The sequence below is a fragment of the Pseudogemmobacter lacusdianii genome, from assembly GCF_030848395.1.
Classification (GTDB): Bacteria; Pseudomonadota; Alphaproteobacteria; order Rhodobacterales; family Rhodobacteraceae; genus Pseudogemmobacter; species Pseudogemmobacter lacusdianii.
Genome location: NZ_JAVDBT010000004.1, coordinates 17,315 through 32,229, shown reverse-complemented (window position 1 = coordinate 32,229; position 14,915 = coordinate 17,315). Strand labels below are relative to the sequence as shown.

General features: G+C 59.7%; 12 protein-coding genes. 10 read left to right on the top strand and 2 right to left on the bottom strand.

Annotated features, from left to right (window positions below; genetic code table 11):
• Positions 1-86: 86 nt before the first annotated feature.
• A complete protein-coding gene (locus Q9295_RS04835; RefSeq protein ID WP_306679381.1) occupies positions 87-2,264 on the bottom strand; it encodes a serine/threonine protein kinase in 2,178 nt (725 codons plus the stop codon).
• A 142-nt stretch (positions 2,265-2,406) separates the two neighbouring features.
• Between Q9295_RS04835 and tssH the strand changes: the two genes are divergently transcribed.
• Positions 2,407-5,118, top strand: a complete 2,712-nt coding sequence (tssH, locus tag Q9295_RS04830) for a type VI secretion system ATPase TssH (RefSeq protein ID WP_306679380.1) — start codon at positions 2,407-2,409, stop codon at positions 5,116-5,118.
• A 44-nt stretch (positions 5,119-5,162) separates the two neighbouring features.
• Here the strand turns inward: tssH and Q9295_RS04825 are convergent, their stop codons facing one another.
• Positions 5,163-5,654 (bottom strand): DUF6484 domain-containing protein, encoded by a 492-nt coding sequence (locus tag Q9295_RS04825; protein WP_306679379.1) that lies wholly within the window; start codon positions 5,652-5,654, stop codon positions 5,163-5,165.
• 197 nt (positions 5,655-5,851) lie between these two features.
• Here Q9295_RS04825 and Q9295_RS04820 point away from each other — a divergent pair, with 197 nt between their 5' ends.
• The 9 genes from Q9295_RS04820 (at position 5,852) to Q9295_RS04780 (ending at position 14,864) form a co-directional block, all read left to right on the top strand.
• Entirely contained in the window at positions 5,852-6,646 is a 795-nt protein-coding gene (locus tag Q9295_RS04820) for a lytic murein transglycosylase (protein WP_306679378.1), read from the top strand.
• Positions 6,647-6,751: 105 nt separating this feature from the next.
• Positions 6,752-7,429, top strand: a complete 678-nt coding sequence (locus Q9295_RS04815; RefSeq protein ID WP_306679377.1) for an HAD family hydrolase — start codon at positions 6,752-6,754, stop codon at positions 7,427-7,429.
• Positions 7,426-8,379 carry a sugar-binding transcriptional regulator gene (locus tag Q9295_RS04810; RefSeq protein ID WP_306679376.1) on the top strand — a complete coding sequence of 318 codons (954 nt, stop codon included), beginning with the start codon at positions 7,426-7,428 and terminating at the stop codon, positions 8,377-8,379. The genes Q9295_RS04815 and Q9295_RS04810 overlap by 4 nt, the downstream gene beginning before the upstream one ends.
• A 112-nt stretch (positions 8,380-8,491) precedes the next feature.
• Positions 8,492-9,802 (top strand): ABC transporter substrate-binding protein, encoded by a 1,311-nt coding sequence (locus Q9295_RS04805; RefSeq protein ID WP_306679375.1) that lies wholly within the window; start codon positions 8,492-8,494, stop codon positions 9,800-9,802.
• A gap of 127 nt (positions 9,803-9,929) precedes the next feature.
• A complete protein-coding gene (locus Q9295_RS04800; protein WP_306679374.1) occupies positions 9,930-10,802 on the top strand; it encodes a carbohydrate ABC transporter permease in 873 nt (290 codons plus the stop codon).
• A gap of 16 nt (positions 10,803-10,818) precedes the next feature.
• On the top strand, positions 10,819-11,649 hold the full coding sequence (locus tag Q9295_RS04795) for a carbohydrate ABC transporter permease (RefSeq protein WP_306679373.1): 831 nt from the start codon (positions 10,819-10,821) through the stop codon (positions 11,647-11,649).
• Positions 11,650-11,656: 7 nt separating this feature from the next.
• Positions 11,657-12,646 carry an ABC transporter ATP-binding protein gene (locus Q9295_RS04790; protein ID WP_306679372.1) on the top strand — a complete coding sequence of 330 codons (990 nt, stop codon included), beginning with the start codon at positions 11,657-11,659 and terminating at the stop codon, positions 12,644-12,646.
• 11 nt (positions 12,647-12,657) lie between these two features.
• Positions 12,658-13,425, top strand: a complete 768-nt coding sequence (locus Q9295_RS04785) for an L-iditol 2-dehydrogenase (protein ID WP_306679597.1) — start codon at positions 12,658-12,660, stop codon at positions 13,423-13,425.
• Complete coding sequence (locus Q9295_RS04780; RefSeq protein ID WP_306679371.1) at positions 13,425-14,864, top strand: mannitol dehydrogenase family protein; 1,440 nt, start codon at positions 13,425-13,427, stop codon at positions 14,862-14,864. Before Q9295_RS04785 ends, Q9295_RS04780 begins: the two co-directional genes overlap by 1 nt.
• The last annotated feature ends 51 nt before the right edge of the window (positions 14,865-14,915 follow it).

Genomic DNA, 14,915 nt, shown 5'->3' with positions numbered 1-14,915 from the left:
AGGTATAAATCTTAGCAAATCGAAGCCATAAGGAGGGCACGGCACATCTAATGATTCCATCAGCTTGAACCCAGCACCCCAAACCGTCAAGGGCGGGATTCAAGGATGCGCGTGGCAAAGCCGAAGATATTGCCAGGCCGAGCGCGCTGCACCTCTTCCAGGGCCGCAGCAAAAGATTCGACGGATTCCTCGGTGGGCCTGCGCGTATTGAACATGTTATCAATTGTCAGGAAAGCGATGAATTCACTTTTGCCGAAATCATCGGGCTTCACTTCCATCGCCAAACGCTGTGGATCTGCAAGCTTCTCATTGAACGAGTGAATTAAACGCACACGCCGCGTGCCACCTTCGATAACACCTAGTTTTGAAATATCATTTGCCGTGCTATTGGCATTCGGCAACAGGTGAAACACCCCGCCATCTGTATCAACCACCATCGCCCAAAGCTGACCCTTGGTGACATTTGACGGGATCAAAACATCCACGACAGGGTTATCACCAGCAGAGTAAATGCCGCTGAGATTGGCCTCGTTGGTCGCGCCCTGCCCCATCCAGATCGACACCGCATTGTTCGGCAGATCCGGCATTGCATGGCGCACGCGGCACAGATGCGGGTTCAAAACGTTCAGCGAAATCTGCAACTTTCGATCACCAACTATCGGCTGCAAAGCCTCGGTCAGCGTGGCGGCAAGGCTTGCGTCAGCGGCAAAACCGCTGATTGTCAGCACCGCCCCCAAGGGGAAGCCCTGCGCTGGCGGGTCCAAAAGTTCGGGCGTGCCACAGGTTTGCAAGCTCTCCAGCACCGCCTCAATCGAGGCAAGCGAAAGCACCTTTGGCCCGGCGATTATGTTAGATTTCAAGGAAATCTCGTGGCTTATCGCCCATTGATCCAGGCTTGCACGTCGCTGGGAAGCGGCCTCAGGGGTGGAGGCAATTCCGCTTATTTCGGCCGTCATATCCTCAAGCTTGATCTGCCAATCCTGAAGCCCCTCTGCTGCCGCAAAAACCGAAGCCGCCGCGACGGCCCAAGCCGGATCGGGCATGCCTTCGGCCAAGGTCACAGCCTCTGGCAGCGCCGTTTGACCGCTTAACTGGTTGAACCCAGCGCGAATCGCCTCGGCCGCGGCCGCATCCGGCGCATCGGCTCGCAGTGAGGCCGGGGTAAGCCCACCGGCGGCAACCGCCTCAAGCCGATAGGGGGCAGCCAAAGGCAGGGGTGGCGCAAAAAGCCCCGAAACGCCCGCCCCAGCTCCCGGCAGAACCCCCATCGACCAAGCCCCAGCACCGCCCGCTAACACGATGGCAATCAAGGAAAAAACGAGCCACTTGCGCCCCCCTTCGGCACGGGATTGCTCGCCGCCGGGACGCAGGTCCGGTCGGGTCCGCGGCGGCGCGCCGGTCAGCGCAGATCTGTCACGATCGCCCCCACCTCCCTTCAGCACCTTGCCCAATTGATCGACCACCGCCTGAGCCGAGGGCGCGCGCTGCGCCAAAGCAGGATGCGCCAACCAGTCGATCAAGCCCTTCAGAGGCTCAGGCACGCCCGCACTGTCCAAAGGCTCTTGCTTGCGGCGGATGATCTCACCCGGGGTCATGCCAGCGAAGGGAACCTGCCCCTTCCACGCCGCCAACAAAAGCGCCCCCAAAGCATAAAGATCAGAGCGGCGCTCGGCCTTTCCTTCCATTTGCTCGGGCGCTGCATATTCATATTTCCCTGCGAAATCATTGCCAACGATGGTTCGCGCTCCCACCGCACTGTCCTTGGCAATGCCGAAATCGATGATCGTCGCCTTCTCGGGGCTGCCATCGCGCAAGATGATATTGTCAGGTGAGAGGTCGCGATGGACGATGCCGATCGCATGCGCTGCGACCAGCCCTTCGGCAACGCGGTGCGCGATGATCATCAGCTCGCGCGGCTCAAGCCGACGCTGCAACATCTCATCCGCTATTGATGGACCCGCGATGTAATCCATGACCAAGAACACATGGCCTTGCTCCATCCGCGAGCATTCGGTGTACCGCACCACCGCATCATCGCGGATGTCGCGCATCTGCTCTTCGCGGCGCATCAGTTCAATATAGCCGGCTTTGCCAGACAGAAGCGCATTCAAAGCCTTAACGGCCACGATCCGCCCCGAAATCAGGTTCTTCGCGCGATAGACCTCACCGGTCCCCCCACGCCCCAAAACCCCTTCAATTTCATAGGTATTATTCAGAATTTGGCCGCGGTGGAAAATATCCCCAGGTAAAGCGTCAATCATCATTCTCACCCTCAGCGGGGCTGGACCCCCCGACAGCTCTCGTAATTTTGTCGCAAAATATTCGAAGCGAGATTAGAGTAAGTCACGGCGCAATTCCCGTCATTTTTTTAAAAATGTTACACCTGTAAATTAGGGAACTTCACGAATGGCCCAGCGCGGATCGCCAGAAACCGTTAAGCGTAAGGAATTGGTTGGAAAATTAAACGCTGTTTGCCTTAAGGCCTTCTCCGAGGCCGCTGGTATGGCGAAGACGCGGGGCAACCCTTATGTGGAACTCGCGCATTTAATTTCAGCGTTAAGCAATTCAGAGCGCACGGATTTTGAAATCCTATTACAATCCTCCGGCGTAGATGGTGCGAAGCTTGAGGGTGATATTCAGCGCAGTTTGGACCGCCTGCCCCATGGCGCATCAGCCGTCGAAGAATTCTCCGACCACATTTTCCACGCCATCCGTGAGGCTTGGACCTTCGGCAAGATGGAGCGCGAAGACGATCAGGTGCGCTCTGGCTGGCTTTTGATCGCGGCGCTGAAGACCCCTGTTTTGGAAGGGCTATTGCGCAAAATCAGCCTTGAGTTCGACAAGATCGACCCCGCCGCGATTGAGCCTGAGCTGGCGCAACTCTTGGAGGCCTCGGTCGAGAGCCCCGTTGCGGCTGCCAGCGCCCAGCAAACCGGATCTAAACAGCAAGGCAGCTCGGCGCTTGCGCTTTATGCCACCAACCTCACCGCAAGGGCGCGCGATGGCAAGATTGATCCCGTGATCGGCCGAGATATGGAGATCCGGCAGATCATCGACATCTTAATGCGCCGCCGCCAGAACAACCCGATCCTAACCGGTGAAGCGGGGGTTGGCAAAACCGCAGTGGTCGAAGGATTTGCCCTAAGGCTGGCGCGGGGTGATGTGCCGCCACAGTTGCAAGCCGTTGATTTGCATATGCTAGACATCGGCCTCATGCAGGCCGGTGCCTCGGTCAAGGGCGAGTTTGAAAAGCGCCTGAAGGCGGTGATCGATGAGGTGCAAGGCAGCCCCAAGCCGATCATCCTCTTCATCGATGAGGCGCATACTTTGATCGGCGCGGGGGGGGCTGCGGGCACTGGCGATGCGGCGAACCTCTTGAAACCGGCGCTGGCGCGGGGCGAGCTGCGCACCATCGCCGCCACCACTTGGGCCGAATATAAAGAGCATATCGAGAAGGATCCGGCCCTGACCCGCCGCTTTCAGGTCGTGAAGGTTGAAGAGCCTGGCGAAGAGGCGGCGATCCGCATGCTGCGCGGCATCGCCGGCGTGCTAGAGCAGCACCACAAGGTTGAAATCCTTGATGAGGCGATCCAATCCGCGGTCCGGCTCTCGCATCGCTACATTCCGGCGCGACAGCTGCCAGACAAAGCGATCTCATTGCTCGACACCGTTTGCGCCCGCGTTGCGGTCTCGCAGCATGCCACTCCGGCCGAAATTGAAGATATCGAACGTCGCCTGCAAGCGCTTGAGGTGGAAGCCGCAATCATCAGCCGCGAGGCGCAGGTGGGCATGGACACGGGCGACCGCGGCGCCGAGACGCAGGCCGCGCTGGAGCTGTCGCAAGCGGAACTCGCAGCTGCCAATCTGCGCTGGGACAATGAAAAATCTCTTGTGGATGAGGTGTTGAAACTGCGCGCCCAATTGCGTGCCGATGGGTTGGCGGTGGATGATCCCGTCGATGAAGAGGCTGCGACTGACGATCCGCAAGCCGAAGGTGACGCCCCACATCGGAGTATGACCGCCGCCGAACGCGCCACCACTTTAGACCTTTTGAAACAAAAGCAGGCCGAGCTTTCCCAACTGCAAGGTGAACGCCCGCTGATCCTTCCTTCGGTCGATCGGCTCGCCGTGGGTTCTGTCGTGCAGGATTGGACCGGCATCCCCGCCGGTCGCATGCTCGCCTCGCAAGCTGAACAGGCGCTGACCTTGGCCAAAATCCTTTCCGAGCGGGTGGTTGGTCAGGACCACGCGATGGAGATGATCGCCTCGCGCATCCAGACCAGCTTGGCGGGGCTTGGCGCGCCAGAAAAACCGGTGGGGGTTTTCATGCTGGCCGGGCCTTCGGGCGTTGGCAAGACAGAGACGGCTTTGGCCTTGGCAGAGACGCTCTATGGCGGCGAACAAAACCTGATCGCGATCAATATGTCCGAATTCCAAGAGGCGCACAGCGTCTCGACCCTGAAAGGCGCGCCGCCCGGCTATGTGGGATACGGCAAGGGCGGCATTCTGACCGAGGCCGTGCGCCGCCGCCCCTATTCGGTGGTGCTGTTGGACGAGGTCGAAAAGGCCCATCCCGATGTGCATGAGATCTTCTTTCAGGTCTTCGACAAGGGGATGATGGATGACAGCGAGGGCCGCCGGATCGACTTTAAGAACTGCCTCATTCTGCTGACCACCAATGTTGGCTCGGAAGAGATCATGGCGATGACCGAGGATGGAACAAAGGGCGCCGATCTGGACGAGCTAACCGCGTCCCTGCGAGTGCCGATGCTGAAAACTTTTCCCGCGGCGCTTTTGGGGCGGATCGTCTCGATCCCCTATTACCCACTGTCGGATGCGATGATCGAGGCCATCTCGGCGCATAAATTGCGCAGCATTGCCAAGCGCTTGTCGAAAACCCATGATGCAGAGCTGGTGATTGGCGAGGGTGTCATGGCCCAGATCAAGGCGCGCTGCACCGAGCTGGATTCAGGGGGGCGGATGATTGATGCCATCTTGACCAACACGCTCTTGCCCGAACTTTCGCGTCAGGTTCTGAACCGCAAACTGGATGGCCAACCACTGAGCAAAGTGACTGTGACTGGCACAGATGACGGTTTCGCCTATGGTTTCGAATAGAGGATCACGGCCGAGAACCCGGGGCATCCGCCCCGGGCATTGGATCAGTTCAGATTGATTGAGCCACCACGAATCCGGTTCGACCGCGAGGCTTGGCTGATCACATCCGTGCCGCGGATGGTGATGCGGCCATCCGCCTCCATAAGGATCGAGGCCCGGCCGACGCGCAATTCGATGCGCTCTTTGGCAGTCAGTCGCAGCAATTGTCCATCCGCCACGAGTTTCGGCGCGACCTCGCTGGGGGCGGGATCGATCAGCTTTCCGATAATCAATGGACGCATCGGATTGCCATCTTCGAACAATATCGCCACTTCAGCCCCCAGATCATCCGCACCCAAGCGTGCAAGGCTGCGCGCCGGTATCGCCTCGGCCTCTGGATTGCCGGGAAAGACCACCAAAGCGGCCCCGTCCTGAAAGCCCAAGATCATGCCAATAACCACCCCGGTTGTCGCGTCGTGACCGGGCTGGCCGGGGCCAGACGGGTCAAGGGTGAGCTCGGCAATATTCGGAAGGCGAGACTTGTGGTCTGAAGGCATGGCAACACCCCTGACTGATCTCAGTATGATATACGGAAACCGCAAAACACGCGAAGATTTTACCATCCTTCAGCCAAATACGCGGAATTCCCCACCAGACACCGGTCAGCCGCCTCCCCCAAACGCTTGTAATTGCCTGCCCCCCACCTATTCTGCTCTTTAGAAAGAGTTGGTCATTCAAAAATTCAGGTGCCCCAGTGCTGCGCAAAATTTTTCTCGCCAGTGTCGTTGCTTCTCTGTCCCTGCCCGCCCTTGCAGCCCCCTGCTCGGACACCGGCGGAAAATATGAAAGCTGGAAACCCCAAATGGCGGAAGAAGCACGCGCGGCGGGCGTCGGCCAAAAGGGCATCGCGGCGTTGATGGCATCGTCTTACTCGAAAGCCACAATCGCAGCAGACCGCAACCAAAAGAGCTTCAAATACAGTTTGGAGAAGTTCCTCAGCGTGCGCGGCGCCGATACGATCGTGGCGCAAGGGCGCTCGCGGTTGAAGAAAAACAAAGACTTCTACGACAGTCTTGAGGCGCAATATGGTGTGCCAGCCGGGGTTTTGTTGGCCATTCATGGCATGGAAACCGGCTTTGGCGGCTTCATGGGCGACACCAATGTCATCTCGGCGATTGCCACTTTGACCTACGATTGCCGCAGGTCCGATTTCTTCAAGCCTCATCTGATCGGCGCGCTGATCCTGGTCGATCAAGGTTCGATTTCGACAAAAACTGTTGGTGCCAAACATGGAGAGCTTGGCCATACGCAATTCCTGCCCGGCAATGCGCTGACCTATGGCGTTGACGGCAATGGCGATGGGAAAGTGGACTTTTCGAACCTGAGTGACGCTATGGCCTCGACCGCTAACTTCTTGCGGCAAAAGGGCTGGCAGCCCGGTTTGGGCTATCAAGAGGGTGAGCCGAATTTTGCGGTTATCAAACAATGGAACGCTGCAACGGTCTATCAACAAGCCATCGCTTTGATGGGCAAGAAGATCGACGGCTGAGCGGCGCGCAATCTCGTTGAAAACTTTGTCGCGGAGCCTTTGCAGGCTCCGCTTTTACATCGCTGCCCCTTGACCGAAGGCTCTCGCATCGCCAAGCCTGCCGCTATGCAAGTCTCACCTTTTTCGTTGATCATCTTTGATTGTGACGGCGTGTTGATCGATTCTGAGATCATCTCGGCCCGGATGCTGATTGCAGCTTTGGCGGAACGGGGTGTTAGCATCGATTTGGCCTATGTGGCGCGCCATTTCTTGGGCCGCAGTTATCCGGTGGTGATGCAGACCATCCGCAAGGACTTTGGTCTCGACCTGCCAGCACGCTTTGAGGACGACTACCGCGAGGCGCTTTTTGAGGGCTTCCGTGATGGCTTGCAGGTTATCCCACATGTCCGCGACGTGCTTGAAAGGCTTGAACAAGATTGGTGCGTGGCCACCTCCTCCTCACGTCCCCGTGCCGAGATGTCATTGAAACTTGTGGGCCTGTGGCCCTTGATTGAGGATCGCTTGTTCACCGCAAGCGAAGTGTCGCGTGGCAAACCGGCCCCGGACCTTTTCCTCCATGCGGCGGCGCGAAGGGGGGCCGCCCCCGCACAATGTTTGGTCATCGAGGACAGCCTGACCGGCGTTGAGGCGGGTTTGAATGCAGGTATGGAGGTCTGGCGTTTTACCGGCGGCAGTCATATGCAAGAGGTTCCGCCCGAGCCTCCACAGGCCCGGCCGCAGTTGAGATTTGCAACTTTCGAACAGTTTTTTCAAATTTCGCCTGCCCTTCGGAGACGCCCATGAGCCGCGACAGCGATGCCAGCCCGCAAGATGAGGCCGCCCGCGCGGGGTGGCTGTCTTATGTTGGCGGGATGACCCAAGATCAGATCGCGAATGAGTTGGGCATCTCACGACAAAGAGCTCAGCGTCTGGTCTCGCGCGCGATGGCCGAGGGGCTGATCCATGTGCGCCTGCACCACCGCATTGGCGCTTGCATGGATCTGGAGGCCGAGTTGATCGAGCGCTTTGCGCTGCAAAGGGCCCGGGTGATGCCATCTTTGGGGGCCGGTGCAGATCCGGTACCCGCAATCGCCCCCGCCGCCGCGGCTGAGCTTGAGCGCTTTCTGAAGATGCAAGAGCCGCTGACCATCGGTCTTGGGACCGGGAGGGCGCTGCGCGGCATGGTCGATGCGATGGGCTATTTGTCCGCGCCGCAGCACCGGCTGGTTAGCTTGATCGGAAATATCGCCCCCGATGGCTCGGCCAGCTTTTTTGATGTGGTGATGCGACTTGCCGATAAGGTTCATGCGCCACATTACCCGATGCCAGTGCCGGTGATCAGCCCGACTGCCGCCGAGAACGCCGCTTTCCACGCTCTGCCCCCTGTTGCGCGCGTCGCCAATCTCGCGCGCAACGCCGATGTTATCTTTGTGGGCGTTGGTCAGATGTCTGACGATGCTCCGCTGCTGCAGGATGGCTTCGTCACCCGCGCCGAGCTTGATGAGATGCAAGCCGCGGGAGCCAGCGGTGAAATCGCCGGTTGGGTCTTTGACCAGAACGGCTGTTACCTCGATGTGGGCACCAATCATCGCACCGGAGGGGTGCGAATCATGCAGGGCCTTGCCCGGCCCTCCATTGGAATTGCTGCGGGTGCATCCAAAGTGAAGCCGCTGCTTGCGGCAATGAAATCTAAAATTATCAACGGCCTCGTGACAGACGAGCCAACCGCCGCGGCCCTGCTCGCAAGGCTCTGAGCGCTGCACCTGCAGCGTAACTGGGGGCTTGACGATTCGCCCTCAGGTGTGAGCATTTACTCACAGAGCGATGATTTGCTCATACGCTTCAAGGTCTGAGGGAGGATTACTCATGACGCTTTCGCTTCGCGCGCTTCTCGGCGCGACGGCCATTGCTGCCATTGGCAGCGCGGCCCTGGCCGAGACCACCATCACCGTTGCCACCGTTAACAACGGCGACATGATCCGCATGCAGGGTCTGATGGACGACTTCAACACCAAGCACCCCGACATCAAAGTCGAGTGGGTGACCTTGGAAGAGAACGTTCTGCGCCAGAACGTCACCACCGATATTGCCACCGGCGGTGGCCAATATGACGTGATGACCATCGGCACCTATGAGGTTCCGATCTGGGCCAAACAAAACTGGCTCGTCAGCCTGAATGACCTGCCCGCGTCCTATGACGTCGAGGACATCCTGCCAGCAATTCGCGGCGGTCTGACCGTGGACGGCCAGCTTTATGCAGCGCCCTTCTACGGCGAAAGCTCGATGGTCATGTATCGCAAGGATCTCATGGAGGCCGCTGGCCTGACCATGCCCGATGCGCCGACCTGGACCGACATCGAGAAATTCGCTGCCGCGATGACCAACAAAGACACCGGCGTTTATGGCGTCTGTCTGCGTGGCAAGGCCGGCTGGGGCGAGAACATGGCCTTCCTGACCGCCATGTCGAACTCTTTCGGCGCGCGCTGGTTTGACGAAAACTGGGTCGCACAATTCGACCAGCCCGAGTGGAAGTCGACGCTCGACTTCTACCTCAACCTGATGACCAACTACGGCCCGCCCGGCGCGTCGAACAACGGGTTCAACGAGAACCTGACGCTCTTCAACCAAGGCAAATGCGGCATGTGGATCGACGCCACCGTGGCGGCTTCCTTCGTGACCGGCAAAGATTCGACGGTGGCCGAGCATGTTGGCTTCGCTCTCGCCCCCGACAATGGTCTGGGCAAGCGCGGCAACTGGCTCTGGGCTTGGACGCTGGCGATCCCGGCATCGAGCCAAAAGCAAGAAGCTGCCAAGACCTTCATCGATTGGGCAACCAACAAAGACTATCTCGCCCTCGTGGCCGAGAATGAAGGCTGGGCCAACGTTCCCCCGGGCACCCGCACCTCGCTCTACATGAACGAGGAATATGCCAAGGTTCCCTTCGCCAAGATGACGCTCGACAGCATCAACTCGGCTGACCCGACCAATCCTTCCGTGAAACCAGTGCCTTACGTCGGCATCCAGTTTGTCGCTATCCCCGAGTTCTCGGGCATGGGCACCACGGTTGGTGAGATCTTCTCGGCCGCTTTGGCAGGTCAGAAAACCTCGGATGAGGCTTTGGCTGAAGCACAAGCTCTGGTCAGCGACGAGATGAGCGCAGCGGGCTACATCCAGTAAGCACGATAGGGCCGGCCTGCGGGTCGGCCCCTTTTTCCGCCTTGGGCGCCCTCGCCCAAGGCCATTTTGTTCCGCCCGCAGGCTGATGCCGCAGGCCCCCTTTCCTGCCCCATCCGGAGATCACCCGATGTCCACACATTCCACCCGCCTTGCCTCGCGGCTGATGGTGGCCCCCTCGGTCTTGGTGCTTTTCGTCTGGATGGCTGTGCCGCTGGCGATGACGCTCTATTTCTCGTTCCGCTTCTACCGGCTTTTAACGCCGGATCGCAGCGGCTGGGTCGGCATCAACCATTACAAATGGTTCCTCAACGCGCCTGAGTTCTGGCTGGCGATGGGCAATACTCTGGCTTTGGTCGGCGGTGTCCTCCTCATCACCGTCGTGCTGGGCACGCTGATCGCCTTGCTGATCGACCAGCCCGTGAAGGGCCAAGGCGCTTTGCGCATTCTGGTCATCGCGCCTTTCTTCGTGATGCCCCCCGTGGCAGCCTCGATCTGGGAAAACCTGTTCATGCATCCGCAGAATGGGCTTTTCGCCGCCCTTGCCCAAGGGCTTGGCATGCAACCCATTCTCTTCCTTGAACAATATCCGATGTCGTCTGTCATCGGCATCACCGCTTGGGAATGGCTGCCCTTCGCCACGCTGATCCTTTTGACCGCGATGCAGTCGCTGTCCTCGGAACAACTGGAAGCGGCCGAGATGGATGGCGCCTCCTCCTTCGCGCGCTTCCGCTACATCATTCTGCCGCATCTCACCCGCGCCATCACCGTGGTGATCTTGATCGAGACGATCTTCCTTCTGGGCATCTTCGGCGAGATCTACACCACCACCCAAGGTGGCCCCGGCTCGGCTTCGACCACCCTGCCCTATATGATCTACAAGCAAGCGATCATTGCCAAAGACATCGGCCGCGCTGCGGCGGGGGGCATCATTGCCGTCATCTTGGCCAATATCGTGGCTTACTTCTTGATGCGTGGCCTCGGCCGCAACCTTGACGCCTGAGCCGAAAGGAAACCCCATGGCCCGCGCAATCTCTCCGCAACGCAAATGGTTGACCACGATCGCCGCTTGGATCGTGGCCATCGTGATCTTCTTCCCGGTCCTGTGGATGGTGATTACCAGCTTCAAGACCGAGGCTTCGGCGGTGGCAATGCCGCCGCAGCTCTTCACCGCCTCTTGGACCACCGAGAACTACGCCGATGTCTGGGCGCGCTCGGATTACCCGCGCTTCTTCATGAACTCGGTGATCATCGCGGTCGGCTCGACCCTTCTGGGTCTGGCCATCGCCATTCCCTCGGCTTGGGCGATGGCATTCGTGCCCGGCAAACGCACCAAGGATCTCTTGATGTGGATGCTCTCGACCAAGATGATGCCGGCCGTTGCCGTGATGATCCCGCTGGTGCTGGCCTTCCAAGCGCTGGGGCTTTTCGACACCCGCATCGGCCTTGTTCTGGCGCTGATGCTGATGAACCTGCCGATCATCATCTGGATGCTTTACACTTATTTCAAAGAGATCCCGGCCGAGATCCTTGAGGCCGCCCGCATGGATGGCGCCGGGCTTTGGAATGAGATCGTCTATGTTCTGACGCCGATGGCGATCCCCGGCATCGCCTCGACCATGCTGTTGAACGTGATCCTCGCCTGGAACGAGGCTTTCTGGACCATCACGCTCACCACCACCAAAGCAGCCCCGCTCTCGGCCTTCATCGCCAGCTTCTCGGCGCCGCAGGGGCTTTTCTACGCAAAACTCTCGGCGGCCTCGACCATGGCCATCCTGCCGATCCTTATTCTGGGCTGGTTCAGCCAAAAACAACTCGTCCGCGGCCTGACCTTTGGCGCGGTGAAGTGAGGTAGAAATGGGCAAGATCCAACTCCGCAATGTTCGCAAAAGCTTTGGCGATGTGCATGTCATCCCGGGCCTTGATCTCGATATCGAAGACGGCGAGTTCGTTGTCTTCGTCGGCCCCTCGGGTTGCGGCAAATCCACCTTGCTGCGGCTGATTGCCGGGCTTGAAGACACCACTTCGGGCACGATCGAGATCGATGGCAAGGATGCGACCCACCTGCCCCCCGCCAAGCGCGGTCTGGCGATGGTGTTCCAATCCTACGCTTTGTATCCGCATATGACGGTGCGCAAGAACATCGCCTTCCCGCTGAAAATGGCCGGGATGGACAAGGCCGAGCAGGACCGCCGCGTGGAACGTGCCGCTTCGGTGCTGAACCTCGCCTCCTACCTCGACCGTCGCCCTGGTCAGCTTTCCGGCGGCCAGCGTCAGCGGGTGGCCATTGGCCGCGCGATTGTGCGCGAACCGCAGGCTTTCCTCTTCGATGAGCCCTTGTCGAACCTTGACGCTGCTTTGCGCGTTGGGATGCGGCAAGAGATTTCCGAGCTGCACCAGTCGCTTAAGACCACGATGATCTATGTGACCCATGATCAGGTCGAGGCGATGACCATGGCCGATAAGATCGTGGTGCTGAATGCGGGCAATATCGAACAGGTCGGCAGCCCGCTTGAGCTCTACCGCAACCCCAAGAACACCTTCGTTGCCGGCTTCATCGGCAGCCCGAAGATGAACTTCATCGACGGCGCCGAGGCTGCCAAGCACAACGCCCATACGATCGGCGTCCGCCCCGAGCATATCACCGTTGGCGATGGCCCGTGGGAAGGCACCGTCGGCCTTTCCGAGCACCTCGGCTCGGACAGTTTCATCAAAGTGAATGTGGATGGGATCGGCGTGATCAACGTCCGCGGCACCGGCGAATTGGACATTCACCACGGCGACCGGATCAAGCTGGCGCCCGCCGGGAAAATTCACCGTTTCGACAAAGAAGGACTGGCTCTGTGACGCGTAATGGTCTGAGACTGCAAGGTAAAACTGCCCTGATCACCGGTGCTGCGCGCGGCATCGGTCTGGCTTACGCCCGCGCCTATGTGGCTGAAGGTGCTCAGGTCGCGATCGCCGATATCAACCTCGCGGCCGCTCAGGCTGCCGCCGCAAGCATCGGCCCGCAGGCTTTTGCGATTGAGCTGGATGTGACCCGGCAAGACAGCATCGATGCCGCTTTCGCGCAAGCTGTTGAAAAGATGGGCAAGCTGGACATCCTCATCAACAACGCTGCCCTCTTTACCGCAGCCGAGATCGTCGACATCACCCGCGCCGATTACGACAAGCTCTTCGCCGTCAACGTCTCGGGCACGCTTTTCTGCATGCAGGCCGCCGCCCGGCACATGATCCCGCGCGGCACCGGCACCATCATCAATATGGCCAGCCAAGCCGGTCGTCGGGGTGAAGCTTTTGTCGCCACCTATTGCGCGACCAAAGCCGCCGTCATCAGCCTGACGCAATCGGCTGGGCTGAACCTGATCAAGCACGGCATCAACGTCAACGCCATCGCCCCCGGCGTCGTGGACGGCGACCATTGGGACGGGGTGGACGCCTATTTCGCCAAACTCGAGGGCAAACCCTTGGGTCAGAAGAAGCGCGAAGTGGGTGCCTCGGTGCCTTTCGGTCGCATGGGCGTTGCCGAGGATCTGACCGGCATGGCGATCTTCCTTGCCACGGACGAAGCAAAATACGTCGTCGCGCAATGCTTTGGCGTCGACGGCGGCAATTGGATGGCTTGATGATGAGTGTCGCACTTCCCCTTTACGACCGCAAAGCCCTGACGCCCGGCATCGTCCATATCGGGCTTGGCAACTTCCACCGCGCCCATATGGCGGTCTATCTCGACGACCTTTTTAACATGGGTCTCGGCCATGATTGGGCGATCATCGGCGCGGGCGTGCGCGCACCCGACGCCGCGATGCGCGAGGCTTTGAAGGGCCAAGATTGCCTTTCCACGGTGATCGAGCTCGACCCTTCGGGCAAGAAAGCCCGCCGCGTCGGCGCGATGATCGACTTCCTGCCGGTCGAAGAAAACAACGCCGCGCTGATCGCGGCGATGTCGCGCCCCGAGATCCGCATCGTCTCGCTCACCGTGACCGAGGGCGGCTATTTCATCAATGCCTCGACCGGGCAGTTTGACCCGGCTGATCCGGCGATTGTCGCCGATGCCGCCAACCCGCATCGCACTGCTTTTGGCGCGATCATTGCCGCGTTGAAGGCCCGCCGCGACGCTGGCATCCCGCCCTTCACGGTGATGTCTTGCGACAATCTTCCCGGCAACGGCCATGTGACCGAAGCGGCGGTCGTCGGTCTGGCGCGCCTTTCTGATCCTGCACTTGCCGACTGGATCAAGGCCAATGTCGCCTTCCCGAACGGCATGGTGGACCGCATCACCCCCGCCACCGGCCCGCGTGAGCGTGCCTTGGCGGCGGAATTCGGCCTTGGAAGCGATCCGGTGCCGGTGACTTGCGAGCCTTTCCGTCAATGGGTCGTTGAGGACAACTTCCCGCAAGGCCGCCCGCCGCTTGAGAAAGTCGGCGTCACCTTCACACCCGAAGTGCATGCCTTCGAGATGATGAAGATCCGCATCCTGAACGGCGGCCATGCCACGATCGCCTATCCGGGCGGTCTGATGGGCATCGAGTTTGTGCATGAGGCGATGGCGCATCCGCTGATCTTGGGCTTCTTGAACAAGGTCGAGACGGAAGAGATCATCCCTTACGTCCCGCCGGTCCCCGATACGGTGATTGCCGATTACCATCAGTTGATCGTGCAGCGCTTCTCGAACCCCGAGGTGGCAGATACCGAGCGGCGCCTTTGCCTTGACGGCTCGAACCGCCAACCAAAGTTCATTGTGCCTTCGGTGCGTGATGCTTTGGCGGCAGGTGGCCCGATCGAAGGTCTGGCTTTGGTTTCAGCACTTTGGTGCCGCTACTGCGCGGGGACCGAGGATGACGGCACCGTCATTCCGCCCAACGATCCGAATTGGGATCAGCTGCAACCCTTGGCAATGGCTGCCAAGGCCGATCCGCAGCTTTGGCTGAACGGGCTGGCGAGCATCTATGGCGATGTGGCGCAAAGCGACCGTTTCGCCAGCGCATTCGGCCGTTGGCTGACGCGGGTATGGACCGAAGGCACACCGGCTAGTCTTGCGGCCTATCTCGACGGAAAAGCATAAGACGAGATCCTTCATAAGGCGGCCCTCGGGCCGCCTTTTCAATAACTTGCA